Consider the following 26,417-nt stretch of genomic DNA (forward strand, 5'->3'; position numbering starts at 1 on the left):
CCCGCTCAACTACACCTCGGCACGCGTGCCCACCGCCCTGCCCTCGCGGGCGGTCACCCGGCCCCGCAACACCGTCGCGGTCACCTTGGCCGGGAACGTCATGGCCTCGAACGGGGTGTTGTTCGAGATGCTGGCCAGCTCCGTGGCGCGCACCGTCCAGGTGGCGTCCGGGTCGACCAGCGTGAGGTTGGCGGGCTCGCCCACCTCGAGCGGGCGCCCGTGATCGTCGAGGCCGACGATCCGCGCGGGGTTCTCGCTCATCACCTTCGCCACGCCGCGCCAGTCCAGCAGGCCGGGGCGCACCATGGTCTCCACCACGATCGACAGCGCCGTCTCCAGGCCCAGCATGCCGGGGCGCGCGGCGGAGAACTCGCAGCACTTGTCCTGTTCGGCGTGCGGGGCGTGGTCGGTGGCGACGCAGTCGATGACACCCTCGGCCAGCGCCCGCCGCAACGCCTGCGCGTCGGAGGCCTCGCGCAGCGGCGGGTTGACCTTGTTGACCGCGTCGTAGGTCTCCAGGCGCGAGTCATCGAGCAGCAGGTGGTGCGGCGTGACCTCGGCCGTGATCGAGATGCCTTGGGACTTGGCCCATTTCACCAATTCCACGGTGCCCGCGGTGGAGGCGTGGCAGATGTGCACGCGGGCGTTGGCGTCGCGGGCCAGCAGCGCGTCGCGGGCCACGATCGACTCCTCGGCCGCGCGCGGCCACCCCGCCAAGCCCAGGCGGGCCGCGTTCGGACCCTCGTGCGCGACAGCGCCTTTGGTGAGTCGCGGCTCCTCCGCGTGCTGCGCGATGAGCACGCCGAGGGAGTTGGCGTACTCCAGCGCGCGGCGCATGATCAGCGGGTCGTAGACGCAATGCCCGTCGTCGGAGAACATCCGCACCGCCCCGGCGCCCGCGGCCATGGTGCCCATCTCGGCGAGCTGCTTGCCCTCGAGCCCCACCGTGACCGCGCCGACCGGGAACACGTCCACCAGGCCGACTTCCTGCCCGCGCCGCCACACGTGGTCGGTGACGACCACCGAATCGGCGACGGGGTTGGTGTTGGCCATCGCGAACACGGCGGTGTATCCGCCGAGAGCGGCCGCGGCGGAACCGGTTTCGATGGTCTCGGTGTCCTCGCGGCCCGGCTCGCGCAGGTGGGTGTGCAGGTCCACGAAGCCCGGCAGCAGGATCTGGCCGTTCGCCTCGATGATCTCCGCGTCCACGATCCCCAGGTCGGTGCCGATCTGGCGGATCTCCCCGTCGGTGACGAACACGTCGACCGGTTCACCCTCGCCGTAGATCAAGGCCCCCTTGATCAACAGCCCACTCATGCCGTCGCCGCCTTTCGGTTCGTGTTCGTTGTCATGCGACCGCCTCCTGCGTGCCGACCAGCAGCCGGAACAGCACCGCCATGCGCAGGTGCACGCCGTTGGTGACCTGTTGCAGGATCGCGGCCTTCGGCGAATCCGCCACGGAGTAGGCGATCTCCATCCCGCGCAGCATCGGGCCGGGGTGCAGGACCACCGCGTGCTCGTCGAGCAGCGCGAGCCTGCGCTCGGACAGTCCGTAGTTCACCGCGTACTCACGCGCCGACGGGAAGAACCCGCCGTTCATCCGCTCGGCCTGCACGCGCAGCATCAGCACCGCGTCGGCGCCGGGCAGTTCGGCGTCCAGCGAGTGCGCGATGCGGGCGGGCCAGCTGTCCACGCCGATCGGCAGCAGCGTGCGCGGTGCGACGAGCACCACTTCCGCGCCGAGCGTGTTCAGCAGGAAGACGTTCGAGCGCGCCACCCGGCTGTGCAGGATGTCGCCGACGATCACCACACGCTTGCCCTCGATGTCGCCGAGGCGCTGGCGCAGGGTCAAGGCGTCCAGCAGCGCCTGCGTGGGGTGCTGGTGGGTGCCGTCGCCCGCGTTGATCACGGCCGGGCCGGGGCGGCCCGACTCGCGCGCCCACCCGTCCATCCAGCGGGCGATCTGGTGCGCCGCGCCCGAGGCCGGGTGCCGCACGATCAGCGCGTCGGCGCCGGCGGCGTGCAGGGTCAGCGCGGTGTCGCGCAGCGATTCGCCCTTGGAGACCGACGAACTGCTCGCGCTGACGTTGATCACGTCGGCGCTCATCCACTTGCCCGCGACCTCGAAGGACACCCGGGTGCGGGTGGAGTTCTCGTAGAACACGGTCATCACGGTGCGGCCGCGCAGGGTCGGCAGCTTGTGCACCTCGCGCCCGAGCAGCGCCTGCTCGAAGCGCTCGGCTTCGTCCAGCAGACCGGTCGCGGCGGCGCGGTCCAGATCGGTGACGCTCAGCAGATGCCTCACGCGCGCGCCTCCCGCCTCGGGCGGGTCACCGGAGCCCGGCCCATCTACGCCTCCTCCTGGTGCAGGTACACGCCGTCGCGGCCGTCGTGTTCGGTGAGCAGTACGGAAATGTCCTCCGAGCGCGAGGTGGGCACGTTCTTGCCCACGTAGTCGGCGCGGATGGGGAGTTCGCGGTGGCCGCGGTCGATGAGCACCGCCAGCTGCACGGCGCGCGGGCGGCCCAGATCGCGCAGGCCGTCCAGCGCGGAGCGCACGGTGCGACCGGAGAACAGCACGTCGTCGACGAGCACCACCAGCGCGTCCTCGATCCCGCCGTCGGGCACCGAGGTGCGTTCCAGCGGGCGGTGCGGCCTGCTGCGCAGATCGTCGCGATAGAGCGTGATGTCGAGGGAGCCGAGCGCCGGGCGGACGCCGGAGAACTCCTCGATCTTGTCGGTGAGCCGCGCCGCCAGGGTGGTGCCCCGGGTGGGGATCCCGATCAGCACCACGCGGGGCGCGCCGGCTTCACCCGCGTCCAGGGCGGTCTTCTCGATGATCTGGTGCGCGATGCGCGCGATGGTGCGTCCGACATCGGAAGCCGACAACAGCTCCCGCCCCGCCGACACCCATTCGGGTGTGTGCCGCTGAGAATGCGTCTTCTCGGCAGCGCCGGACTCGGCGGCCCGATCTCCGGGCACAGCCATGCCGACCTCCTTCCCCGCCTCACGGGACGGTCCGTTAAAGGATGTCTTACGGGTAGCAGCGTAACAGCGCCGCGCGGGGCGTTCTCACCAGGTCTCGGGGCTGTGAGCTGGGGCACCGTGGGGGTGTGAAGGGGGCCACGGGGGTGGGAGTGTGAGGTGGAGCGGCGGGGGGCGAACCCGTCTCAGGGAGCGTCGGAACTCTCGAGCAGCTGGGTGAGTGCGTCGTGGCGGCGGGTCAGTTCCTCGATCTCGGCGCGGATGTCGCGAATCTCGTTGCGCAACAGGTCATCCACCTCCGCGCACAGCTCCACGCCCGGGTCGTCGCCGTGGATGCAGGGCAGCAGCTTGCGGATGGTGTCGGAGTTGAGGCCGGAGTCGAGCAGCCGCCGGATCCGGACCACCACGGTCGCCGCGTCCGGCGAGTAGGTGCGGTAGCCGTTGGCCTTGCGCGTGACGTCCAGCAGACCCTGCTCCTCGTAGTACCGCAGCGCGCGCGGCGACACCCCTGTGCGCCGGGAAAGCTCTCCGATCAGCATTTTTCGTTCCTTCCGATGCGCGGGCTTGACCTTCACGCCGACGTCAAGGTTTACGTTGGCCGCCATGAGCACAACGACCGCGCCCACCACCACCTTCCCCACTCTGCTCGACGGGCAGCCCGCCCGCGAACCGATCGACGCCCTCGCGTTCGCCGGCTTCGCCCACTTCACCGCCATGCAGGTGCGCGGCGGCCGCGTGCGCGGGCTGGACCTGCACCTGGAGCGCCTGGTCACAGCGTCGCGGCGGCTCTTCGGCGCGAGCCCGTCGCCGGAGCGGTTCCGCGACGATCTGCGCGCCGCGTTGCACGACGCGCCCGCCGATCTGTCGCTGACCCTCACCGTCTTCGATGCCGACGGCGAGTTCACCAACGAGCCCGGCGAACGCACCCTGCGCACCCTGATCAGAACCGCATCCCCTGCGACTGGCCCGGCCGGCCCGCTGGCATTGGACATCGTCGGGCACGAGCGGTTCCTGCCCGAGATCAAGCACGTCGGCGAGGGCGCGAAGACCTACTACATGCGCCGGGCGCGCGCCGCGGGCTTCGACGACGCGGCCTTCATGGACCGGCAGGGGCGGCTGAGCGAAGCGTCCATCTGGAACCTCGCCTTCTGGGACGGGGAGCAGGTCGTGTGGCCCGAGGCCGAGATCCTCACCGGCACGACGATGGGCATCGTGCGGCGCAGGCTCGACGGGATTCCACAGCGCACCGAGCCCGTGCGGCCCGCCGATCTCGGGCGCTTCCGCGGTGCGGTGGTGATGAATTCGTGGACGCCGGGGATCGCGGTGCCCCGGATCGGGGACGTGGAGTTCGACGCGTCCGAGGAGCTGGTGCGTGTCGCGCACGCCGCGTTCGAGCGGGAGCCGTGGGTGGTGCCGTGATCGGCGGAGCGCTGGCGGCGGGATGTCCGATCCCCTGGGGTTCCGGTGGCCGCAGTGCCCTCATCGGCTCGCGGTCCGGTCGTTGGACGCCCCGATCACGTCCGGCAAGTCGCGTTCGGCACGTCGGCGATCACGTTTCGCACGGCGACGGCTCCGGTTGGTATGGAGGCGGGTCGGGTTCGAGACAGCGGCGATGGTCCCGGCCACACCGATCGGCCGTCAGCTCTTCGTCAGGTCCTCGGCGAACATCACGAGTATGCCGCTGGGACCGCGGAGGTACGTGAGCTTGTAGACGTCCTCGTAGGTCGCCACGCCGCGCAGCGGATGGCAGCCGTGCCGCGCGGCGATCGCGAGGGCCTCGTCGATGTCGTCGACCGAGAACGCGACGCGGTGCATGCCGATCTCGTTGGGGCGCACGGGTTCCGGCTCGATCGCGTCGGGATGGATGTACTCGAACAACTCCAGCCGCCCCTGGCCGTCGGGCGTCTGGAGTATCGCGATGTGCGCGTGGTTGCCGTCGAGGCCGACCGCGGTGTCGGCCCACTCACCGCTGACCGTGGCGCGGGCGGCGACCGTGAGGCCGAGGTCGGTGAAGAACGCGATCGTCGCGTCGAGATCGCGGACGGTGATGCCGACGTTCTCGAACTTGATGGGCATGCGCCTCACGCTACCCATCGGACGGTCGATGAGCCGGGAATCCGAGAGATCAATCCTTTTGGACATCCGGGAACTATCTCGTCGGCCACTTCCCTACCGGGTAGGTATGTTCGGCGGGCGGTGGCGGCGTGACTCGGTCGCGCTGGTGCGAAGTGCGTGCCGTATCGGCCGGCGGTCCGGGACGGACCGACGTGGGCGCGGCGAGCGGCCCGGCCGACGGATCGGGACCGGCCGGCGCGAGCGGCTGGGCTCGACGACGGACGGTCCACACGATCGCGGCGATGACGAACGGCACCATCGCCACGCAGTAGACGAGCGTCGACGCCGTGACCGACATGCTCGCGCCGGTGAGGTCGTCCAACCCGAACGACACCACCAGATTCCCACCGCCGTGCACGATCGTCGCCGGCCACACCGACCGGCTCTGCCCCCAGACGAACCCGATCAGGAACTCCAGCAGCACCGACAGCGGAATCCACAGCAACATCCCGACGAACGCGTCCCAGAACTCCACGCCCGCACCGAAATACCCGACCCACGGCAGCGGCCAGTGCCACACGCCCCAGATGAATCCGGTCGCGAACGTGGTCGCCACCGGACGGCCAGGAAGCAGGCGATCGCGCAGATACGCCGTCCACCCGAACTCCTCACCCCAGAAGATCGGCATCGCCACGATCGGGATCACCGGGATGAGCAGCAGGAACAGCGCGTGATCCGCCCACACTGTCGCGGCGGGATCCCAGTAGCCCGCCGCCCATGCCAGCAACAGGCAGACCGCGAGCATCCCCGGCGGCAGTGCCAGCGCCACCAGGTAGGTCCGCCAACTCCGCCGGAGCCTCGGCGCCATCCCGGCGTCGGCGAATCCTTCCCGAGTTATCCACGCGCGCACCACAATTGCCGCGAGCGCGGGCCCGAACGCGGCGGTCGCCAACTGGGTGACGGGATCGTCCATGCTGCCGCCCGCCACCCCGACTCCGATCCACGCCGCCCACGCGGGCACGAACGCCAGGACCAGAAACCACCAGATGCCGCGCACACGTGACGAACGCTGCGGGAGAACGGATTCCGAATGCATGTTCCCTAGTCCACCAGCGCGGGTGGCGCCGGACGACCGAGCGAACACCCGTTTCGAGGGTGGTGCTGGCACCACCTCGCTGGACCGCGCCGGGCGCACATCGCGAACGATGCGCTCAGCGTCCACCGCGCGTTCGGCCCACTCGGCCGCTCACAACCCGGCAAGCCGCCGTACCAGCGATCGAGCCCGTGGTGGCGGCGCGATCACAGATCACGCTACGCGAGTTCGACCTCGTCGAAACTCACGGTCAGGCTGTGGTGCCGAGCCCGCAACACCCCGCCCTCGCGGTGCGCGACGCCTTCGGCGAAATCCACGCGCATCCTGCCGCGACCGCTGTCGACTTCCCGCACCACACCGCACACCCCCAGGAACGGCCCCTCCGGGAAATGGACAACATCGCCAGGCCAATACTCGGTGAATCCCACGCCGCCACAGTAATCCAGATCACCACGGCGCCGCCGTAAGCGAGACCCGCGCGCCCGCTCTCGTCAGCCGGTGGCGACCTTCCACAAGTAACCATCCGGATCACTGAAATATCCGGAGTACCCCCAGTCCTGCGCAACCGCCGCCCGAACCTCCGATCCACCCGCCGCGATCGCCTTCCCCATGACCTCATCCACTTCCTCGGTGGTCTCGGTCAGATAGTGCAGCGACACACCCCGAAACCCCGCCCCCTCCCCCGGCACCCCAGCGTCCTCAGCCGCTGCTTCCCACTCGGTCAACGCCAATTCCGAACCCGTCCCGAGTTTGCACCGGACGAAACCCGGAAAGCCTTGGGTCACTTCAGCTCCCAGCGCTGAATAGAACTTTCTCGCGCGATCCACATCCGCGACACCGAGCATGATCACACTCACCTGAATCGCCATATCGCTGCCCTCGCTTCGTGGTTGATCGATTCGTTCGCGACGCCGGATTCGCGCCGGTCTCGATTCTTCCCGCACGGCCATCAACCATGCTTCTCGATTCCTGACCGATCGCGCCCCCGACGCACGCAGACGAGACAGCCGCATATCGACCCAGGGCGTCGACCTGCCTCATCTATCGCTGCCCGGTGTTCGCGTCGCACCGCATGCCCACGCAGCCGCGCATCACTCGACGGCCGACTGAGCCCGTCCCAGGAGTGGTCGAAAAAGTGGTTACCAGCCGGTAGACTGCCTGTTCAGGAAGTGTGCTCCCCACGCACGTGGGGATGGTCCGGCCCGCCTCCAGCCGCTCGTAGGTGCGGCGACGTGCTCCCCACGCACGTGGGGATGGTCCGGTATTGTGCGAGATCGCTGTTCACCGCAGATCGTGCTCCCCACGCACGTGGGGATGGTCCGCATTCGCCGGACATATGCAGGTGCGCAGTGACATGCTCCCCACGCACGTGGGGATGACCCCTCGGTGACCTCGGGATTCAGCTCGATGTCGAGGTGCTCCCCACGCACGTGGGGATGATCCGTGCCTAGTCGATGAACGCCGCAGCCGCGGCACACCCAGACCGCTGCATCCGCGGCCGACACCGCCGTAGCGGATGACCACCTGTTGAGTGGGCGCACGATCATGGCGAATACGGCTTGTCCGCATCAGGTTTCAAACCTGCACAAGTTAATTTCGCTGGGCTCGCCCGTCGAAACTGCCGGATGAATCGAATGACACGAGCTCGAACACGACCGAACCATCCACAATCCGATCATCGAAGTCACCGCAACGAAGCCTGGCTCAGCACACGGCGGGCCAATTCCGCTGCGGTTCCCGTAGTCGTATCGACGACCGCGTCGTAGGGGCATCCATGATCGTGCACTATGTCGAAATGCCCACGCGCCAAACCGATTTCAGTGCGACGACGGGCCAACTCTCGTTGCTCGGCGACAGCGAGGGGACAGTTGACGCAGACCAAGTGAACGCCCAGACCGGCCAGCGCCTCCATCCACATCGGCATAAGATCCGGCGTCAACAGCATCTCGTCGATCACCAGATGATCACCGCCGCGCGCGAACGCGGCGGCCGCCGCACAACCGGACCGCAGCATCCGCCTTCCCACATCGCCATAACGGATGACGACCCGTGGCCGACCATCCTCGTCGCGGCTGGTGCGGTCGTACCAGAATCCGTCGCGACTGAGCGGACCGTCCCGTCCACCACCCCAAGTCGGCGGCACCAACCCGAACAGCGTGTCGATCCCCCAGTAGACGAACGGGACTTCGCTTTCGTCCTGAATCGCACGGGCCAATGCCGTCTTGCCGGCGCTGGACGTCCCGTTGAGGAAGATCACCTGGGGAGGAAGCTCCGCACTGCGCACCCCCGCCACGGTATCCAGTCACGTGCAAGTCCGGCATCAGAAGCTGCCGACGAGAGACGTTAGCGAACATACGTTCGAACTCGAGGTACGCTGGTCGGCGTGACGGCATGGTTGCAGGGATCGCTGCTCGACCAATTCGATGAGCCGAGCCTCGGCTCGCTCGACGACATCCGCCGGACGCACCTCGGCGACGGCGCCTGGGTCGACCTCCGCCCGGCTTGGCTCGCGGGCGCGGACACCCTGTTCGATCGCCTCGCGCGCGACGTTCCGTGGCAGGCCGAGCGACGCCCGATGTATGACCGTGTAGTCGACGTCCCACGTCTCCTCCGCTTCTACGACGAGCACACTCCCCTACCGGACCCAGTCCTCACCGAAGCCCGCGACACCCTGTCCCGTTATTACGCAACAGAACTCGGCGAACCGTTCACCACCGCAGGCCTCTGCTACTACCGCGACGGCCGCGACAGCGTCGCCTGGCACGGCGACACCTTCGGCCGCGGCGCCACCCACGACACCATGGTCGCCATCCTCTCCGTCGGCGCACCCCGCACCCTCGCCCTCCGCCCCCGAGGCGGCGGCCCCAGCCTCCGCTTCCCCGTCGGCCACGGCGACCTCCTCGTCATGGGCGGCTCCTGTCAACGCACCTGGGAACACGCGGTACCGAAGACGCGTCGGGCGACTGGGCCACGGATCAGCGTTCAGTTCCGGCCGCGAAACGTCAGGTGAAGCCTCCAGGGCCCGTACAGTTGACGTATGGCGCTCGGCTACGACCGGGCACACTCCGCTATCGGACATCACAACGCGAGCCGGAGTGGTCGAAAAACTGGTTACCCGCCGGTAGAGTGCCTGGTCAGGAAGTGTGCTCCCCACGCACGTGGGGATGGTCCCTCGCCAAGCTGCGTCGGGGCTCGGTAAACAGGTGCTCCCCACGCACGTGGGGATGATCCGGCGTGAGTGTGCACCAGCCATCGCGCCGCCTCGCGCTCCCCACGCATGTGGGGATGGCCCGGGCTATCCGATCGGCACCGGCTGGTCGGATCAGTGCTCCCTACGCACGTAGGGAGGATCCCAACTTCCCGCGTCCAAGCAGGTCTCAACGAACCCACCGCATCGACGCGGTTCGTTCTACGCCGATTTCGGACGAGCGCATGGACTCTCGGGAGCGAGCAGACGAACATGCAGCACTGTGCTCGTGCCAGTGCTCGGATGCCGATAGGTTGATCAACATGACGCACGCGCTGACTGTCATGCCGCTGCACACCATCACCCAGGTGTTCGGCGAGGATGGCCTGCGCGAGAGGTTCCTTCTCGAAATCGAGGACCTGCCGGATCGTGACCGCCTCACCGACGCTCTGGCCCTCGCCACCGAGCTACACCGCAACGACGGCTACGGCGACGAGCCATACATCAACCACCTCTTGCGCGTCGCGATCCGCATCGCCTCGCACTACGAGGTGCGCGACCCGGACATCGTGATCGCCGGCCTCCTGCACGACTCCGTCGAGGACCACCCCACTGAACTCGCAGGCACCTGCCAGGGCTCACCTACCGAGGCCGCGCTCGCCGAACTCGGCGAACGATTCGGCCCCAGAGTGGCCGAACTCGTTGCCGCCGTGACGAACCCAGCTCCGCTACCAGCGGTCGACCGCCATGCCCAGTACCGCCGTCATGTCGCCGCCGAACTCGAAAACTCCCCGTGGGCCCGCATTGTGAAGTTGTCAGACTTCACCGACAACGGCGTCGGCATCCTCTACGCCGAAGCCCCCACCATGACCAAACTCGCCGCCAAGTACCGCCCTCTCATCGCGGTGTACCGCGACCTGGTGAAGCGCCCCGACACCCCACTCTCCGACGCCGTCAAACAACACCTCCTCACCCAACTCGACAGCGCCGCTCGGCGTTTCGACGCCATCCTCGCGAACGATTGATCCGACGCGGATACAGTCCGACGTTCGAACACCGCCATCGCCAACGCCGAGAAGCAAGGAATGTCACCGATCGGTCAGCTCCCGGCTCCACTGACCATCACAGCACACAGTACTGACCGAATTCGGTTACCGGCCGGTAGAGTGCCTGGTCAGGAAGTGTGCTCCCCACGTACGTGGGGATGGTCCCCCGACCCCACGGCGGCGCAGGTTGGCGGCGATGTGCTCCCCACGCACGGGGATGGTCCCGATGCCGCCGACGCCGCGAACGGGCCGAGATCGTGCTCCCCACACAAACGAGGCATCCCTCGTCGACCTCGCCGCCACTCCGAGCAGTTGGGCATTCAGGCGGCAACCAGGTTCGGTTCGCGCGCGGGGGTTTCACAAGTGTGCGGGCGCTGCCCGGAGTGCGGAGGTCGCGCGAAGATCGGGTTTCCGGCCAGCGGCGGGCAGTGTATCGGGCTGCCGACGTCTGACGTTCGGTGACCGCTGTCATATCGCGCCTCCCGAAGTGCGCCATGACCTCGCTGCTTACCTCTGCGTTGGTTACTCCAAGGCGAAGTAGGTACTTGTCGGCGAACCGGCGTCAGCGGAAGGTTTGTGTCGATGCGCGAGACCGTGAATCTCGTGGGTGCCGATGATGATTGGAACTTCGATGTCTGACCAGAAGCCGCCGGTGACCGTGCTCGGTGCCGGGTCGATGGGGTCCGCGATCGTGGGTGCGCTGCTTGCGGCAGGGCATCCGACGACGGTGTGGAACCGCAGTCCGGAGCGGGTGGAACCGCTGGTGAGGATAGGTGCGCGACAGGAGATGTCGGTCGCCGATGCGGTGGCGGCGAGCCCGGTGACAGTTGGGATTCTGGCCACGTTTCGAGCAAGTCGCGAGAGCATGGAGGGTACGGACCTGAAAGGGCGCGATATCGTCACGCTGAACAGCGGAACCCCCTTCGATGCAAGGGAATTCGCACAGTGGACGACCCAGCGGGGTGCACGCTTTCTCGGTGGGGCGATCAAGAATGTGCCCTCGGCCATGGGGAGCCCGGACACGCTGTTGTACTTCGGTGGTGAGCGAGCGGTCTTCGACAAGCACGCCGAAACGCTGCGGGTGCTGGGTGGGGATCTCGTCCACTTGGGCGATGATCCAGATTTGGCCGCGCTGTACGAATCCGCCGTCGGCGCAACGCTTCTGCCCACGCTCCTCGGGTTCCTCGAGGGCGCTGCCGTGCTCCGTGCGCGCGGGATCGATGCCGCCTCGATGGTGCCGTACTCGACGAAGTGGTTGCAGATGATCGAATCGCTGCTTCCGGTTTTGGCCGGGGAGATCGATGATCGCGATTACACGCGGCTCGGTTCGTCGGTCGCGCTGTTCGAGACCGCCGCCGGAGACGACGCGCAGTTGGCGAAGGAGTCCGGGGTCGACTTGTCATGGCACGCTCCGATGCACGACCTGCTGCGTCGAGCAGTCGCGGAAGGGCTTGGGGAGCAGAGCATTACGGCGCTGATCGAGTTACTGGCCACTTCTCTGGATCGAGAGTCGACTGCACAACTCACCAGTCAGTGAAGTCCGAGATGTCCGCCCGGTGCGGCAGAATGCGCGCTATTGCCGGCGGGGATCCGCGACGTCGAAACCTGTCTGCGTCAGTGCGGCGGATCGACCGGTCGAGCATTCAGCGGTCAGGCGATTAGTCACGGAGGTCGTCCATGTGCGTATCAGTTGCTCGGCCGGGCGAACAGTCAGGATCCCGCAGGCGATCTCGGCTGCCGGTTCGCTAGGACAGGGGCAAGAAGTCGCGCGGACTATCGCCCCACCGTCGCCGTTCACCTACCTCGGCGATGTCGCACGGCACGCCTCCTCCTCGCCGCACTCAGTGGTCGAAAATCTGGTTACCGACCGGTAGAATTCCTGGTCAGGAAGTGTGCTCCCCACGCACGTGGGGATGGTCCCGGCACCATCGGTTACGAGTGGATGGCGCGCTAGTGCTCCCCACGCACGTGGGGATGGTCCGTTCGCGAACTGGCGCAGCGTCATCGACGTGAAGTGCTCCCCACGCACGTGGGGATGGTCCTGCCGGGGCGGTGCTGGCGACAAGTCCAGGTGTGTGCTCCCCACGCACGTGGGGATGGTCCGGCCCGCAGCCTCGTGACGGCCCGCTCCGGCGGGTGCTCCCACGCACGTGGGGATGGTCCGTGGACAATGCGGCCGATACTGGGCTAGGGCATGTGCTCCCCACGCACGTGGGGATGGTCCGACCTGGAGGCCGAAGTGCCACGGGTGGGTGAGGCGCTCCCCACGCACGTGGGGATGGTCCGCGGTCCAAGGCCACGAAATGGCCGGGGTGATCGTGCTCCCCGCGCACGTGGGGATGGTGTCCTTCCCGGAGCAGGCCGGGCACGAGGTGGGTCGACCCCCCGAATCGTGGGATGACCGTGGTTACAGATGATCAGGCCCAGCCGTCGAGACACTCCCACCGGTGAGAGATGTCAGGCTTGTTGCAGCACAAAGAAATACGGCTCCGCCAGACCTCTCAGGTCCATGACTCCCAGCAGTGTCGCCCCGTCCACCCTGCGGAAATGGTCGATGATCGGCAAGTGATCGTAAACCATTGCGGCACTGACAATTCCCCGGTACCCGATGTTCCGGAGACGCGCCGTCGGCCTGTCGGTGCGCAGCGCTGGGCGCAGGACAGGGAGGAGTTTTCGACCGGCTTGGACGGCGGGTAGCGGAATACGCCCTGCCAGGCTCAGAGGTACGCGTCGGGGATCGACCGGAAACAGGTTGCCCGCGTCGTCGGCGAAGACAAGCGGGTGCACGAAATCGGCGCTGTCGAAACGCTTTCCATACCAGCCACTCGCGGTCAGCACGCCGTCGAGGGGGTGGCCGGTGGCGAGTTCCGATCCCTTCCAGAGACCAGTGACGATGTCCTCGACCCGCACTCCCGGCAAACTGTCGAACAACGCGCTCGCCTCGTCGATGGTGGAGCCGGCACGCAGACTCTCCAGTCGCGCGGTCGCGGGTGAACCTTCGGTGGACATCCCAACCTCCTCGTCACGATGATGCGAGAATCAACCTAATTCTCTCTCACTGAATCCGATCGGGAGTTTTGGCCACCGTCACGACCGTTCCGGTGGGGCCCCAACAGTCGTACAACAAAGTTCGGCCAACCGCGTGGAGGACCACGCCCGCATCGCAGGACCACGACCGGGCTCGGACCCGTACAGCGACGGTGCGCAATCGCTCGGCGAGCACAGCATCGGCAGGCGAGGTCACCCTCAACGGCCGCGTCCTGCCCATCGGCGGCGTCAGGAAGAAGCTTCTCGCCGCCCAGCGCGCCGGACTGCACTTCGGCCGACCGGGCCGCCGGGAAGTTCGAGTGGCACCACTCACACGCCCCTTGACCTCAACAGCACTCGAGGTTCCAAGATCATTCCGTGCTCGCGGCGAAAACCGGGAGCACCGCTAGATCCGGGGATCACCCCGGGCGCTCCCGCCGGTTCCCCGTACACCCACCGGCGGGAGCGCTCACGCCGAGACGGTGATCTCCCACTCGTAGACGGTGAGTTCCGAAGCGCCGGTGGTGTGCAGCGGATCGGCGAAGGCGAGGGCGCGCGCGGACTCCAGATCCTCGGCCAGCACCACGTAGGCGCCGCCGGTGCCGTCGGTGAACCGTCCGCTCTCCACCAGCCGCCCCTGCGCGAGCAACTCGTCGAGGTACCGCTTGTGCGGTTCGACCACGGACGAATCGAAGCGCGGCGTGCGCATCGCCATCACGAGGTACTTGGTCACGCCTCGGGCTCCGGACGCGGGGCGCGAGTGGCGGCCGCGGCGGCGCGCACTTGCGGCGCGACCTGCACGACCTGGCCGAGCACGCCGTTCACGAACGACGGCGAATCGTCGGTCGACAGTTCCTTGGCCAGTTCCACGGCCTCGTCCACCGCGACGACGGGCGGAACATCGTTGGCGTGGAACAACTCCCACACCGCGATGCGCAGGATGGCGCGGTCCACGGCGGGCAGGCGCTCGAGCGTCCAGTCCTGGAGGTAGGACTCGATGGTGCCGTCCACGCGGTCCAGGTCGTCGGCGACGCCTTCGACCAGCGTGCGGGTGTAGGCGTGCACGGGCGCGACGGACTGGTCCTTGGCGGACAGCTCGACGCGTTCGTCGATCAGGTCGCCGGCGTCGACATCGCGTGCCTCGGCCTCGAACAGCAGGTCCACGGCGCGGCGGCGCGCCTTGTGCCGGGCGCCCAGCTTCTTGTACGCGGATTTCTTGTCTGCGGGCTGTTCCGCCACGGTCACATCATCCCCGTCGTTGGAGTTCCGGTGCGGCGGACGGGTCGGCCCACCCGCCGCGAGCGACCGGCGATCAGGCGTTGACCCGGCCGAGGTAGCTGCCGTCGCGCGAGTCGATGCGCAGCTTGTCGCCGGTGTTGATGAACAGCGGCACCTGGACCTCGGCGCCGGTCTCCAGGGTGGCGGGCTTCGTGCCACCGGTGGAGCGGTCGCCCTGCAGGCCGATATCGGTGTGGGTGACCTCGAGCTCGACCGAGACGGGGAGCTCGACGTAGAGGGGCTCGCCCTCATGGGTGGCGACCTGCACGGTCATGTTCTCCAGCAGGAAGCGGGCGCCCGCGCCGATGGTGCCCTCGGAGATGGAGAGCTGGTCGAAGGTCTCGCCGTCCATGAAGACGTAGTCGGTGCCGTCGTGGTACAGGTAGGTCATGTCGCGGCGGTCGACGTTCGCGGTCTCGACCTTGACACCGGCGTTGAAGGTCTTGTCGACGACCTTGCCGGACACGACGTTCTTCAGCTTGGTCCGCACGAACGCGGGGCCCTTACCCGGCTTCACGTGCTGGAATTCGACGATCTGCTGGAGCTGACCGTCGATCTTCAGCACGAGGCCGTTCTTGAAGTCGCTGGTGTCCGCCACTGTCTTCGGATCTCCTGTCTCAGGTAACCGGCGTCATTCGACGACGGTCAGGTCTTTGCCGGTGTGGGTGAGCAGCTCGGGACCCCCTTCGCGCACCACGAGCGTGTCCTCGATCCGGACGCCGCCGCGGCCGGGGAAGTACACACCTGGTTCGACGGTCACCGCCACGCCGGGTAGCAGTGTACCGGTTCCGTTTTTCGCGACTCCCGGCGCTTCGTGGATGCGCAGCCCGACGCCGTGGCCGAGGCTGTGCACGAACAGGCTCCCGTGCCCGGCGGCCTCGATCACCGCGCGGGCCGCAGCGTCCACGTCGCCCGTCTTCGCGCCCGGCCGCAGCGCCTTGCATCCGGCCCGCTGCGACTCCTGGACCAGCGCGTATACCTCGCGCTGCCACTCTCTGGGCGGGCCGAGTACGAACGTGCGCGTCATATCGGAGTGGTAGCCGCCCACCACCGCGCCGAAATCGAGCTTCACGAAATCTCCGGCGGCGAGCACGGCGCCGGTCGGACGGTGGTGCGGGATCGCGGAATTGGCGCCGGTGGCGACGATGGTCTCGAAGGAGACCGCCTCCGAACCGTGCTCGAACATCGCCCATTCGAGATCCCGGGCGACTTCGCGTTCGGTGCGGCCGGGTCGCAGCGCGCCGCGTTCGAGGAGCGCGGACAGGCCGGCGTCGCCCGCCTTGCAGGCCCGGCGCAGCTGCTCGACCTCGTAAGCGTCCTTGACCATGCGCAACTGCTCCACCAGGCCGGGCGCCGCGACCAGTTCGAGCCCGGTGCGCTGCTCGGCGTAGAGGCGGTGCTCGTCGACGGTCACCACGTGACTCTCGTAGCCGAGCCGGCCGAACTGCCACTCCCCCGCCAGCGCCACGATGCGCAGCGCGGTGGCGCGTGCGATCTCGGACCGCAGATCGGGGACCTGTTCGGCGACCTGACTGCGGTAGCGGCCGTCGGTGCCGATGACCGTGCGGTCCTCGGCGTTGCGCGAGTCCCACGCGTGCACGAGCAGCACGGCGTTGGAACCGGTGAAACCGGTCAGGTACCGGATATTGACCAGGTCGGTGACCAGCAGTCCGTCGATCTCGTTCTCCACGAGCAAACTCCGCAGGGCGCCGCGCCGGCCCGCGTAGTCGGGTGCCACCTCAACAGCAGACATGGGTCAAAGCTACCGCCGAGCGGGCCGCCCTCTACCTGTGATCCAAATTTGGGAGTACACTCCGATTTCACATTTCACTCCCATTTGATAGGAGACTGTCATGTCGGTCCTGCTCCACCGGCTCGGACGCTGGTGTTTCCGGCGCAGAGGCCTCACGGTGTTCGGCTGGCTGGCCGTGATCGCGCTAGCCGGCGTGGCGGCGGCCACCCTCTCCGGCCCGACCTCGGATTCGTTCACCGTGCCCGGCACGGAGGCGCAGGAAGCCGTCGATCTGGCCGCCGAGCGATTCCCCGAACTGTCGGCGGGCGGGGCGACCGCGACGGTGGTGCTGGCGGCGCCCGAGGGCGCGCGGCTGACCGAGAGCGAACATCGCGCGACCGTCGAGCGGGTGCGCGAACGCCTGGCGTCCGAACCGTCGATCGTGGACGTGGGCGACCCGTTCACCTCGGCGGTGACGCCCGATGAGCGCATGGGTCTGGTGACCGTCTCCTATCGGGACGGCCCGACCGAACTGACCGATGGCGACCGCAAGGCGCTGACCGACGCGCTCACCCTGGCGCGCGACGCGGGACTCACCGCGGAAGTGGGCGGCCCGGCGGTGGCGGCGCCCGAGGAGGGCGTGGGCGAGGTCCTGGGCATCGTGGTCGCGGCGGTGGTGCTGCTGATCACGCTCGGCTCGCTGGTGGCGGCCGGTATGCCGCTCGTGGTGGCGGGCGGCGCGCTCGCCGTCGCACTGTCCGGTATCGCCGCGGCCAGCGGATTCACCGAAATGGCGGGCGATTCCAGCATGCTGGCGCTGATGCTCGGCACCGCCGTGGCGATCGACTACTCGCTGTTCATCATCCTGCGCTACCGCCAGCTCGCGGCCGATGGCTACGCGCCGGAGGAAGCCGCGGGCCAGGCGATGGGGCGGGCGGGCACGGCGGTGTTCTTCGCCGGCATGACCGTGGTGGTCGCGCTGGCGGGACTCACGGTGGTCGGCATCCCGGCGCTCACCCAGGTGGGGTTGGCGGCGGCCTTCGCCGTGGCGATGGCGGTGCCCGCCGCGTTGACCCTGCTCCCCGCGCTGCTCGGATTCGCCGGCGCGCGGGTGCTGCGCGGTGTTAATCGCCGGACGGTGACCAGGGCGCCCGGTCGGCGGTGGGCGGAATGGATTCTCTCCCATCGCATTCCGGTGCTGGTGGGCGGCGCGCTGGTGCTGCTGCTCGCGGCGCTGCCCGCCCTGGACCTGCGCCTCGGCTTCCCCGACGACGGGACCGCGCCGGCCGACACCACCCAGCGCCGCGCCTACGACCTGATCTCCGACAGCTTCGGCCCCGGCCACAACGGACCGCTGACCATCCTGGTGGACGCACCCGCCGGTGACGCGGAAGCCGCCGCCGCGCGTGCCACCGAACTGATCCACGCGGCCGGTCCCGTCGCGGGCGTCGCGCCGCCCGTGCTGGACGCGTCGGGGCGCACCGCGCTGCTCGGCGTGATCCCGGAGACCGGTCCGACGACCACCGACACCGAGGCGTTGATCCACGACATCCGCGCCGCCGCCGCGAGCCTGCCCGGGATGAAGGTGCTGGTGACGGGCCAGACCGCCCTCGACATCGACGCCTCGGACAAGCTGGGAGCGGCGATGATCCCATATCTCGCAGTGGTCGGCGGGTTGGCGTTCGTGCTGCTGGTGCTCGTGTTCCGGTCGCTGCTGGTGCCGCTGGTCGCCGCAGTGGGCTTCCTGCTCAGTGTCGCGGCCACGTTCGGCGTGGTGGTCGCGGTGTTCCAGTGGGGGTGGTTCGGTGCGGTGCTTGGGCTGGAATCGTCCGGGATCATCGTCAATCTGTTGCCGGTGGTGCTGATCGGCCTGGTGTTCGGGCTGGCGATGGACTACCAGGTGTTCCTGGTGACGCGGATGCGCGAGGAGCACCAGCGCGGCGCGAGCACCGACGCCGCGGTGGTCGAGGGTTTCGCGGTCAGCGCGCGGGTGGTGACCGCGGCGGCGCTGATCATGATCAGCGTGTTCGCCGGATTCCTGCTCTCGCCGATGCCGATGGTGCAGTCGGTCGGTTTCGCGCTGGCCGCGGCGGTGTTCTTCGACGCGTTCATCGTGCGGATGACGCTGGTGCCCGCGGCGATGTCGCTGCTGGGGAAGGCCGGCTGGTGGCTGCCGGGCTGGTTGGACCGGATCCTGCCGGAGGTCGATGTGGAAGGCAGCAAGCTCGACGACCGCGCCGAGGTGGCCGCGGGCGGTGCGGCAGAATCGGAGATGTCGCCGATCAGGAGCTGACGGGAAGGGGCGCAACGTGACTTCGGCCGCGCAACGGCAGCAGGCTTCGTCCGGGGGCCTGCGCCAGCTGAAGAAGGCCAGGACGACGGCCGCCATCCAGCGCCACGCGATGCGCCTCTTCCACGAGAACGGGTACGGCGCCACCACCGTCGAAGCGGTCGCGGCCGCGGCGGAGGTGGCGCCGAGCACCGTCTACCGGTACTTCCCGACCAAAGAGGACCTGGTCGTCAACGACGAGTACGACTACGTCTTCGTCGAGCGGTTCCGGGAGCGGCCCGCCGACGAGCCCGTGATCGACGCCTTGCTGGCGGCGATGCGCGAGGTGGTCGCGCTGGTGCCGCCGGAGGACCTGACGCTGGGCGTGCAGCGCACCCGGTTGATGCTCACCGAGCCCGCGCTGCGCGGCGCGATGCTGACCAGCCTGTTGACCATCGAGGACGTGCTGGCCGGGTGCGTGGCCGAGCGCACCGGGCGCACCGCCGACGACGCCGACGTGCGGTGGTTCACCAGCGTGCTGATCGGGATCGTGCTGTTGACCATGCGGCGGTGCATCGAGGAGTCGGATGTGAGTGCGGCGGTGGGGATGGTCGAGTATTCGCTGAATCAGTTGAAGGTGGGGATGCCGTTCTGAGTTCGTGCGGGTCGCCGCACGTCCCGGTGATCCCGCGGTTCGACGATGACATCGCCCGGACAGGAACTACGAGGCCGTGGGCAGCGGTCGCTCGGCGCGCACCTGGTCTCAGCACGAGCTGCGGCCGCAACCAGGATCGGTTGAGGACCGCCTGATCTGCGGCGCCGCGGCCGGATCGGTGTTGAGGCCCGTCGCCCGAGGCCTCTCCCTCGCAGCAGCCCCGAACGCGAAGAGGCGCCGACGCCCCGGCCAACGACCCGAATCGCAACGCCCGAGCTGTCGGCACCGACCAGATCAATGGCCGGCTGACCGATGAGGGGTAGCGGTAGCGCCTCCACCTGGATCGGCCAGGCTGCGATCCATCGCGGTCGGGCGGATTGGATCAATGCTTCCGACCGCCGCACCTCCGCTGTAACGGCCGGCCAACGGCCCGCATACGAACTCGACACTTGGTCGTGAGGTCATCGGCGGTTTTCCACAGGGGCGGAGTTCTCCACATTCTCGTCGCGCGGACCCCGGAGCGGGGCGTCGATCGCGAGGCTGGAGTCATGACCGTCCCAGCCTTCGTTCTGCTCGCCGTGTGGTGCGCCGCGCTCTCCGTCATCGATATCCGGGAGCAGCGGCTCCCCAATCTCCTCACCGGGTGCGGCGCGGTGGCGATCTTCGGATACGCCCTGCTCACAACGGAATTCATCGCCGCGACGATCGGCGCCGTCGTCTTGGTACTCCCCTACCTGGTGCTGCACCTTCTCGCACCGGCCGCTTTGGGGGCGGGTGATGTGAAGCTGGCCGCTGGGCTCGGAGCGGCCGGCGCGCTGGACGGCGCCCAGACCTGGGTGTGGGCGGCGCTCGGCGCGCCGATCCTCACGGGCGCGCTCGGATTGATCTGCGTCGCGGCACGGAGATTCGGCCGTGATGCGTGGCGCGTGACCGTGCCACATGGGCCGTCGATGTGTGCTGCGACGCTGGTGGCGATGGTGGTGCCGGACGGGTGAACGCGAGTGGCCGCGATGCACGCACGAGCCGTCCACGTGTGCTCGTGGCCTCAGAAGCTGGGCCGGGGTGCGGCGAGTGAGGTCCGCTGGAGAGCCGGTGGGCAGCGAGACGCGAACGTGTCGAGGGCCGGCACGTCACCGGAGGCGACTCGGCCCAGCAGCCTGCTCTGTTCCGGCGCGTAGCCCATGGTCTCGACCTGCCGCCGCACGGGCAGCGGGTTGTGCGGAGTGGGTGTCGCCCGAGAACTGACAGTGGGCGGGGGCACACGCTGTGTCTGGGCGGTGGCTCTAGCGATTGTCGGGATGGCTCGGGTGGGTTCTGCGCGGGAGAGACCTGATGCGGGGCGAGGGTCGGCAATCGGTTGGGGCAACTGATTAGTGCGCGACGGATGCGCCGGGCTCCGCAACAGGTGGGCGACCGGTGGGGTGGGGTGTGCCGGGGTGGGTTCGGGGGTGGCGACGTGCCGGTGATCACTGGCGACCGGATGCTGAGGTCGAGGCCTCGACATGGAAGGATAGGAATCGTGCTGCGCTGGATAACTGCCGGAGAATCCCATGGTCCCGCCCTCGTCGCGATCCTCGAGGGGATGGTCGCGGGTGTCGAAGTGACGTCCGAGGACATCTCCGCCCAGCTCGCGCGCCGCCGGCTCGGCTACGGGCGCGGTGCGCGGATGAAGTTCGAGGCCGACAAGGTCACGATGATCGGCGGCGTCCGCCACGGTCGCACCATGGGCGGGCCGGTCGCCATCGAGGTGGCCAACTCCGAGTGGCCCAAGTGGACGACGGTCATGTCCGCCGACCCGGTCGACGAGGCCGAACTGGCCGATCTCGCGCGCAACGCGCCGCTCACCCGCCCCCGCCCCGGCCACGCCGACTACTCCGGCATGCTCAAGTACGGGTTCGACGACGCCCGCAACGTGCTCGAGCGCGCCAGCGCCCGCGAGACCGCCGCGCGCGTGGCGGCGGGCACCGTGGCGCGCAACTTCCTGCGCCAGGCGTTCGGTGTGGAGGTCGTCTCGCACGTGGTCTCCATCGGCACCGCCGCCAACACCACCGGGCACATCCCCACCGCCGCCGATCTGGCCGCGATCGACGCCAGCCCCGTGCGCGCGTTCGACGCCGAGGCCGAGGCCGCGATGATCGCCGAGATCGAGGCCGCCAAGAAGGACGGCGACACCCTCGGCGGCGTCGTCGAGGTCGTGGTCGACGGCCTGCCGGTCGGGCTCGGCTCGTTCATCAGCGGCGCCGACCGCCTCGACTCGCGCCTCGCGGGTGCGCTCATGGGCATCCAGGCCATCAAGGGCGTCGAGGTGGGCGACGGTTTCGAGACCGCGCGACGCCGCGGCAGCCAGGCGCACGACGAGATGCGCCCCGGCCCCGACGGCGTGCTGCGCTCCACCAACCGCGCGGGCGGCCTCGAGGGCGGCATGACCAACGGCGAGCCGCTGCGCGTGCGTGCCGCGATGAAGCCGATCTCCACGGTGCCGCGCGCGCTGTCCACCGTCGACATGAGCACCGGCGAGGAGGCCGTGGCCATCCACCAGCGCTCCGACGTGTGCGCGGTGCCCGCCGCGGGCGTCGTCGCCGAGGCCATGGTGGCGCTGGTGGTGGCCCAAGCCGCGCTGGAGAAGTTCGGCGGTGATTCGCTGGACGAGACGATCGGCAATATCACCGGTTACGTCAAGCGGATCGGCGTCCGCCCGCACGTCCCGGCGGACAGTCGGCCGCAATGATCGTGCAGACCGATCCGCGCGCCCCGCGCGTGGTGCTGGTCGGACCGCCGGGAGCGGGGAAGTCGACGATCGGCCGCAAGCTCGCCAAGGAGCTCGGCGTCGACCTGTACGACACGGACGCGGGTATCGAACGCGAGACCGGGCGCACCATCCCGGAGATCTTCGCCGCCGACGGCGAACCGGAGTTCCGCCGCATCGAGGAGCGGGTGGTGCGGCGCGCCATCCTCGCCGAACGCGGAGTCGTCTCGCTCGGCGGCGGCGCCGTGCTCTCGGAGAACACGCGGGCGTTGCTGCGCGGACGCACGGTCGTGTACTTGGAGATCAGCGTGGGCGAAGGGCTGCGCCGCACCGGCTCCAGCAACCAGCGCCCGCTGCTGACCGGCGACGACCCCGGCGCCAAATACCGGGAACTCATGCGCAAACGGCGGCCGCTGTACCGCGAGGTCGCGTCGGTGCGGGTGCGCACCGACGGACGTAGTCCGGGCCGGGTCGTCAAGATGATCCTCGACAAGCTCGGCGTCGAACCCGTCGCGCCCGAACCCACGGCACAGCCGGCCCCGGAGTCGACGCCGAACCCGCAGGGCAGCAGCCGATCTCGCGCGCGCCGCCGCGCCCGAGCCCGCGCCGCCGCCCGCCGCGCCGCCGCGGCCAACGGGGAAATCGTCACGCCCCCCGAACAACCCGCACCCGCCCCGGCCTCGACGACTGCGGGGGTGCGCCGCCGCCGGTCCCGACGCAGGCGCTCGTCGAGCGCCACCGTGAGCGCCGGCCTTCCGGAATCCGCTACGCCCCCTTCGGATTCCGCAGTCGATCGGCAGAAGTCCACCACGTCGGCCGAGGCCCACGGCTCGCCACAAGTCGCACACACCGAGCACCCGACCGCTACCCCCGCACCGGAATCCGGCGAACGGTCGGCTGTGTCCCCTTCGTCCACCGGCCCATCCAAGCGGCGGGGCCGCCGACGTGCGGCCCGGAGTGTCGGCGCACCCACTTCGACGCAAACAAGCAGCGCCGCAACAGAATCCGCCGGACAGAGCGCGACGTCAGCGGCTGAGCCAGTGGACATCTCGATCGCCAACGGCACCCTCGAGCCGGACACAGCACACGCGCAACACTCTCGACTTGCGAACGTCGCCCCCTCCGGGAACAGGCACAGCCCGGCCGATGAACCCCGCACCTCACCGCCACGGACCACCGGTGCACCAGCCGGATCTCACCCGGACGCCCGAGCCGTATCGGCCGAAGTACCGCGCGACACCGCGGACCTGCCCGCTGCTCCCGGCGGCCTGCCCGCACCGATCGGTAGCGCACGCGCCGAAACGCACCCGGACGCGGCACCCTCGGCTGGCGTCCCGCGCGGCACCGCAGACCAGTCCGGCAACCTGCCGACACGGATCGGTGACGCGCAGAACGGAACTCCCCCGGGGGCCACATCGGCCCAACCGGGCGGCCCCGCTGACACGCTGAACGGTTCCGCGCCTGGCGCACAAGAACATTCGGGCGCCGCACCCGAATCCACCACGGGGGAATCCGGAAAGGCCGTCGGGTGGGCGACGGCGGAACAGGTCGCCGGCCGCAGCCGGCGCAGGCGCGCACGCCGACCGCGGGGGCGCGCACTCGAGCAGACGGCACGAACAGAATCGGAGCAGCAGTGACAGAGCCGACGCGTATCCAGGTCCGCACCGCCGACCCGTATCCGGTGATCATCGGGCGCGGGTTGCTCGGCGAACTCGTCGAGTCGGTCACCGGCGCGACCACCGGTGTGCGTACCGTCGCGATCTTCCATCAGCCGCCGCTGGCCGAGACCGCCGAGGTGGTGCGCAAAGCGCTCGCCGACACCGGCATCGACGCGCATCGAGTCGAGATCCCCGACGCCGAGGCGGGCAAGGACCTCGCGGTCGCCGGCTTCTGCTGGGAGGTGCTCGGCCGTATCGGCCTGACCCGCAACGACGTCGTGGTGAGCCTCGGCGGCGGTGCGGCGACCGACCTCGCCGGGTTCGTCGCCGCGACCTGGATGCGCGGCGTGCGGATCGTGCACGTGCCGACCACGCTGCTGGCCATGGTGGACGCCGCCGTCGGCGGCAAGACCGGCATCAACACCGAGGCGGGCAAGAACCTCGTCGGTTCCTTCCACGAGCCCACCGCCGTGCTGGTGGACCTGGCGACGCTGGAGACGGTGCCGCGCAACGAGATCGTCGCGGGCATGGCCGAGATCATCAAGGCCGGTTTCATCGCCGACCCGGTGATCCTCGACCTGGTGGAACGCGACCCGGAGGCCGCGCTCGACCCGACGGGCGAGGTGCTGCCGGAACTCATCCGCCGCGCCATCCAGGTCAAGGCCGACGTGGTCGCCGCCGACCTCAAAGAGTCGAGCCTGCGCGAGATCCTCAACTACGGCCACACCCTGGGCCACGCCATCGAGCGCCGCGAGCGCTACCGGTGGCGCCACGGCGCGGCGGTCTCCGTCGGCCTGGTGTTCGCCGCCGAGCTGGGCCGCCTCGCGGGCCGGCTCGACGACGAGACCGCCGACCGGCATCGCGCGATCCTGTCCAGCATCGGCCTGCCGGTGGGCTACGACGCCGACGCGCTGCCACAGCTGCTCGACGCCATGCAGACCGACAAGAAGACCCGCTCCGGCGTGCTCCGCTTCGTCGTGCTCGACGGACTCGCCAAGCCCGGCCGCCTCGAGGGCCCCGACCCCAGCCTCCTCGCCGCCGCCTACTCGGCCATCGCCCGCGAGGAGAACCAGGGCGGCGGCGCGATCTTGCTCTGAGCTCTGGGCCGGGTGGCCACGGGACGCCCGGCCTCGGTCTCGCGGCGGACGGCTTCCTTCCGGGCGCGTCGACTGCTGCCCGCTCCGCATCGGACCGCCGGACACGCCGACGGCGGCGACCCATCCGCACCGACGCGTCCTCGCCCAGGACCGTCGCGGCCGAGTCGACCGCGACCCTACGTCGAGATACGTACGGAAGTCGCGCGTCTCGGCGGACGCGCGGCACCCACCTGCGGAAATACCGTCGTTCCCATGAGACGGCAATGGTTTTCGCTCGGGGTACCGGGCCTGTACGTGTGGATCGCGATGGTGGCGTTCGGCGGGATCGCAGTGGAGACGATCGTCATCTACCCCAACGTCTTTCACGATGTGCCCGCTTCGCTCGCCGAGGCTTCGGCGTTCTTCGAGATCACCGGTCCCGCCGACTTCTTCCCGCCGATGGGGGCGGCGACGGTGCTGGCGGCCGTGGTGAGCACCGTGCTGGTGTGGCGGACGCCGGCGCGGTGGTGGGTCGCGGGCAGTCTCGGGACGCTGGTGCTCGGGGAGTTCCTGTTCTCGGTGCTGTACTTCTGGCCGCGCAACGAGATCATGTTCGATGAAGGGGCGGCGGTCCATTCGACGGAGACGCTGCGCCGGACCGCGACCGAATTCGAGACCGGGCACTGGGGGCGGCTGGCGATGAGCGCGGTGACGGCGACGCTCGCATTCCTCGGGTTTCTGCGGCTGTACCGGGACCGGGTGGGTGTGCGATGAATCCCGCACGGAGGCTCGGAGTTTCGCCGGCGGTGGTCGGCATCCTGGCATCGCTCGGGGTGCCGCGCGTGATCGCGCACGATCTCGACCTGGTCGGTCCGGCGGTCAACGCCGTGCTCGTGTTCGCGCCGATCGCGGTGTGGATCGGATACGTGCTGTGGCGGCGCGTGCCCAACCCGTTCCTCACCCTGCTCGCGGTCGGCGTCGTCTACGGCACACTGCTCGCGCTCACGCACCAGATCCTGTGGGACGCCGCGTTCGAGGATCCGCCCAGGCTCGGCGGGAATCTCGAAGGGCGGCTTTCCCCGGGCGCGGAAGAGGTTGCGCTGCGGGTATTTTCCGTCGGGAGCAGCCTGGTCACCGGGTTACTGCTCGGTGCGATCACCGGGGCGTTCGCGTGGGGACTCGCCCGCGTCACCCGCGGCAGCACGGCGACCGAGCAGGGACGTGGCAGTGTCGAGTAGCGGGTCCGCAGGTCACCGGGTGACGCCGAACTCGGCGCAGCACCGCCCCACCGCGCCCTCCGACCGCGACGCGCTCGCCCCGGCCATAGACGCGGACATGACCACGTTCAAGGTCGACTTCGTGCACTTCGTGGCACCGTGGTCGTGGTGGAACCTCACGCTCGCGGCGCTGTCGGCGTGTCGCCCCCTCTCCCTGTCTACGAGTCCGGCGAGCATCACAACCGACACGCGGCAGATGTCTTCGTGGTGCAGCGCATCGGGGTGCGGCGATCGTTCGGCGTCGACGCCGGACAACGTGCGCCGAACCTCGGCAGCGACGCCGCGTCAACACATCCCGCACCCGCACTCTCCGAACGGGCGTGTGGCAGAGCC

General features: G+C 69.1%; 26 protein-coding genes and 2 pseudogenes. 13 read left to right on the forward strand and 15 right to left on the reverse strand.

What is annotated here, in order from left to right:
- Positions 1–9: 9 nt before the first annotated feature.
- From OHB21_RS32735 to OHB21_RS32750, 4 genes are all read right to left on the reverse strand, one after another.
- Positions 10–1,317 (reverse strand): dihydroorotase, encoded by a 1,308-nt coding sequence (locus OHB21_RS32735; protein ID WP_067509630.1) that lies wholly within the window; start codon positions 1,315–1,317, stop codon positions 10–12.
- A gap of 31 nt (positions 1,318–1,348) precedes the next feature.
- A complete protein-coding gene (locus tag OHB21_RS32740; RefSeq protein ID WP_067509632.1) occupies positions 1,349–2,305 on the reverse strand; it encodes an aspartate carbamoyltransferase catalytic subunit in 957 nt (318 codons plus the stop codon).
- A gap of 44 nt (positions 2,306–2,349) precedes the next feature.
- A complete protein-coding gene (gene pyrR / locus OHB21_RS32745; protein WP_228788480.1) occupies positions 2,350–2,988 on the reverse strand; it encodes a bifunctional pyr operon transcriptional regulator/uracil phosphoribosyltransferase PyrR in 639 nt (212 codons plus the stop codon).
- Positions 2,989–3,170: 182 nt separating this feature from the next.
- Complete coding sequence (locus OHB21_RS32750) at positions 3,171–3,524, reverse strand: MerR family transcriptional regulator (protein WP_067509634.1); 354 nt, start codon at positions 3,522–3,524, stop codon at positions 3,171–3,173.
- Between the two features lie 64 nt (positions 3,525–3,588).
- Here OHB21_RS32750 and OHB21_RS32755 point away from each other — a divergent pair, with 64 nt between their 5' ends.
- Positions 3,589–4,404: an aminotransferase class IV family protein gene (locus OHB21_RS32755; protein ID WP_067509637.1), complete on the forward strand. Its 816-nt coding sequence runs from the start codon at positions 3,589–3,591 to the stop codon at positions 4,402–4,404.
- 219 nt (positions 4,405–4,623) lie between these two features.
- Here OHB21_RS32755 and OHB21_RS32760 read toward each other — a convergent pair whose 3' ends face one another.
- The 5 genes from OHB21_RS32760 to OHB21_RS32780 all read right to left on the reverse strand — a co-directional run bounded on the left by OHB21_RS32760 (position 4,624) and on the right by OHB21_RS32780 (position 8,417).
- Complete coding sequence (locus OHB21_RS32760) at positions 4,624–5,061, reverse strand: VOC family protein (RefSeq protein ID WP_067509639.1); 438 nt, start codon at positions 5,059–5,061, stop codon at positions 4,624–4,626.
- A 73-nt stretch (positions 5,062–5,134) separates the two neighbouring features.
- The gene (locus OHB21_RS32765; protein WP_195124477.1) at positions 5,135–6,136 is read right to left on the reverse strand and encodes a CPBP family intramembrane glutamic endopeptidase; all 1,002 of its coding nucleotides are present in this window, start codon (positions 6,134–6,136) and stop codon (positions 5,135–5,137) included.
- Between the two features lie 215 nt (positions 6,137–6,351).
- Positions 6,352–6,561, reverse strand: a complete 210-nt coding sequence (locus OHB21_RS32770) for a hypothetical protein (protein ID WP_067509643.1) — start codon at positions 6,559–6,561, stop codon at positions 6,352–6,354.
- A 63-nt stretch (positions 6,562–6,624) separates the two neighbouring features.
- Entirely contained in the window at positions 6,625–7,083 is a 459-nt protein-coding gene (locus tag OHB21_RS32775; RefSeq protein ID WP_228788481.1) for a VOC family protein, read from the reverse strand.
- Between the two features lie 734 nt (positions 7,084–7,817).
- A complete protein-coding gene (locus OHB21_RS32780; RefSeq protein WP_195124478.1) occupies positions 7,818–8,417 on the reverse strand; it encodes a chloramphenicol phosphotransferase CPT family protein in 600 nt (199 codons plus the stop codon).
- A gap of 99 nt (positions 8,418–8,516) precedes the next feature.
- On the opposite strand from OHB21_RS32780, the gene OHB21_RS32785 reads away from it, so the two are divergent.
- From OHB21_RS32785 to OHB21_RS32795, 3 genes are all read left to right on the forward strand, one after another.
- Positions 8,517–9,143: an alpha-ketoglutarate-dependent dioxygenase AlkB gene (locus tag OHB21_RS32785; protein WP_067509645.1), complete on the forward strand. Its 627-nt coding sequence runs from the start codon at positions 8,517–8,519 to the stop codon at positions 9,141–9,143.
- A gap of 500 nt (positions 9,144–9,643) precedes the next feature.
- On the forward strand, positions 9,644–10,345 hold the full coding sequence (locus tag OHB21_RS32790; protein WP_228788482.1) for an HD domain-containing protein: 702 nt from the start codon (positions 9,644–9,646) through the stop codon (positions 10,343–10,345).
- Between the two features lie 652 nt (positions 10,346–10,997).
- Entirely contained in the window at positions 10,998–11,903 is a 906-nt protein-coding gene (locus OHB21_RS32795; protein WP_195124479.1) for an NAD(P)-dependent oxidoreductase, read from the forward strand.
- Positions 11,904–12,823: 920 nt separating this feature from the next.
- On the opposite strand, the gene OHB21_RS32800 is transcribed toward OHB21_RS32795, so the two are convergent.
- Positions 12,824–13,375 (reverse strand): DUF4334 domain-containing protein, encoded by a 552-nt coding sequence (locus tag OHB21_RS32800; RefSeq protein WP_195124480.1) that lies wholly within the window; start codon positions 13,373–13,375, stop codon positions 12,824–12,826.
- Between the two features lie 92 nt (positions 13,376–13,467).
- On the opposite strand from OHB21_RS32800, the pseudogene OHB21_RS32805 reads away from it, so the two are divergent.
- Positions 13,468–13,680 (forward strand): annotated as a pseudogene (locus tag OHB21_RS32805) (S16 family serine protease); the annotation flags it as partial.
- Between the two features lie 182 nt (positions 13,681–13,862).
- On the opposite strand, the gene OHB21_RS32810 reads toward OHB21_RS32805, so the two are convergent.
- The 4 genes from OHB21_RS32810 to OHB21_RS32825 all read right to left on the reverse strand — a co-directional run bounded on the left by OHB21_RS32810 (position 13,863) and on the right by OHB21_RS32825 (position 16,424).
- Positions 13,863–14,126, reverse strand: a complete 264-nt coding sequence (locus tag OHB21_RS32810) for a YciI family protein (protein ID WP_113974906.1) — start codon at positions 14,124–14,126, stop codon at positions 13,863–13,865.
- On the reverse strand, positions 14,123–14,632 hold the full coding sequence (gene nusB, locus OHB21_RS32815) for a transcription antitermination factor NusB (RefSeq protein ID WP_195124481.1): 510 nt from the start codon (positions 14,630–14,632) through the stop codon (positions 14,123–14,125). The genes OHB21_RS32810 and nusB overlap by 4 nt, the downstream gene beginning before the upstream one ends.
- Positions 14,633–14,705: 73 nt before the next feature.
- Positions 14,706–15,269 carry an elongation factor P gene (gene efp / locus OHB21_RS32820; RefSeq protein WP_067509651.1) on the reverse strand — a complete coding sequence of 188 codons (564 nt, stop codon included), beginning with the start codon at positions 15,267–15,269 and terminating at the stop codon, positions 14,706–14,708.
- A 33-nt stretch (positions 15,270–15,302) separates the two neighbouring features.
- Complete coding sequence (locus OHB21_RS32825; RefSeq protein WP_228788483.1) at positions 15,303–16,424, reverse strand: M24 family metallopeptidase; 1,122 nt, start codon at positions 16,422–16,424, stop codon at positions 15,303–15,305.
- Positions 16,425–16,524: 100 nt separating this feature from the next.
- Between OHB21_RS32825 and OHB21_RS32830 the strand changes: the two genes are divergently transcribed.
- The 8 genes and pseudogenes from OHB21_RS32830 (at position 16,525) to OHB21_RS32865 (ending at position 26,045) form a co-directional block, all read left to right on the forward strand.
- Positions 16,525–18,696, forward strand: a complete 2,172-nt coding sequence (locus OHB21_RS32830; RefSeq protein ID WP_195124482.1) for an MMPL family transporter — start codon at positions 16,525–16,527, stop codon at positions 18,694–18,696.
- A 16-nt stretch (positions 18,697–18,712) separates the two neighbouring features.
- Entirely contained in the window at positions 18,713–19,327 is a 615-nt protein-coding gene (locus tag OHB21_RS32835) for an acyl-CoA-like ligand-binding transcription factor (RefSeq protein ID WP_067509657.1), read from the forward strand.
- A 548-nt stretch (positions 19,328–19,875) separates the two neighbouring features.
- The gene (locus tag OHB21_RS32840) at positions 19,876–20,322 is read left to right on the forward strand and encodes a prepilin peptidase (protein WP_067509659.1); all 447 of its coding nucleotides are present in this window, start codon (positions 19,876–19,878) and stop codon (positions 20,320–20,322) included.
- Between the two features lie 524 nt (positions 20,323–20,846).
- The gene (aroC, locus tag OHB21_RS32845) at positions 20,847–22,055 is read left to right on the forward strand and encodes a chorismate synthase (RefSeq protein ID WP_067509660.1); all 1,209 of its coding nucleotides are present in this window, start codon (positions 20,847–20,849) and stop codon (positions 22,053–22,055) included.
- Positions 22,052–22,570, forward strand: a pseudogene (locus OHB21_RS32850) (shikimate kinase); the annotation flags it as partial. The gene aroC and the pseudogene OHB21_RS32850, both read left to right, overlap by 4 nt.
- 1,136 nt (positions 22,571–23,706) lie before the next feature.
- On the forward strand, positions 23,707–24,828 hold the full coding sequence (gene aroB / locus OHB21_RS32855; protein ID WP_067509662.1) for a 3-dehydroquinate synthase: 1,122 nt from the start codon (positions 23,707–23,709) through the stop codon (positions 24,826–24,828).
- Positions 24,829–25,080: 252 nt separating this feature from the next.
- Complete coding sequence (locus tag OHB21_RS32860) at positions 25,081–25,581, forward strand: DUF1772 domain-containing protein (protein ID WP_067509664.1); 501 nt, start codon at positions 25,081–25,083, stop codon at positions 25,579–25,581.
- Positions 25,578–26,045, forward strand: coding sequence for a hypothetical protein (locus OHB21_RS32865; RefSeq protein WP_195124483.1), 468 nt, complete (start codon positions 25,578–25,580; stop codon positions 26,043–26,045). The genes OHB21_RS32860 and OHB21_RS32865 overlap by 4 nt, the downstream gene beginning before the upstream one ends.
- Positions 26,046–26,057: 12 nt before the next feature.
- Here the strand turns inward: OHB21_RS32865 and OHB21_RS32870 are convergent, their stop codons facing one another.
- Complete coding sequence (locus tag OHB21_RS32870) at positions 26,058–26,339, reverse strand: hypothetical protein (protein ID WP_067509669.1); 282 nt, start codon at positions 26,337–26,339, stop codon at positions 26,058–26,060.
- Positions 26,340–26,417: the final 78 nt, after the last annotated feature.

The organism is Nocardia puris, from assembly GCF_036051655.1.
GTDB lineage: Bacteria > Actinomycetota > Actinomycetes > Mycobacteriales > Mycobacteriaceae > Nocardia > Nocardia puris.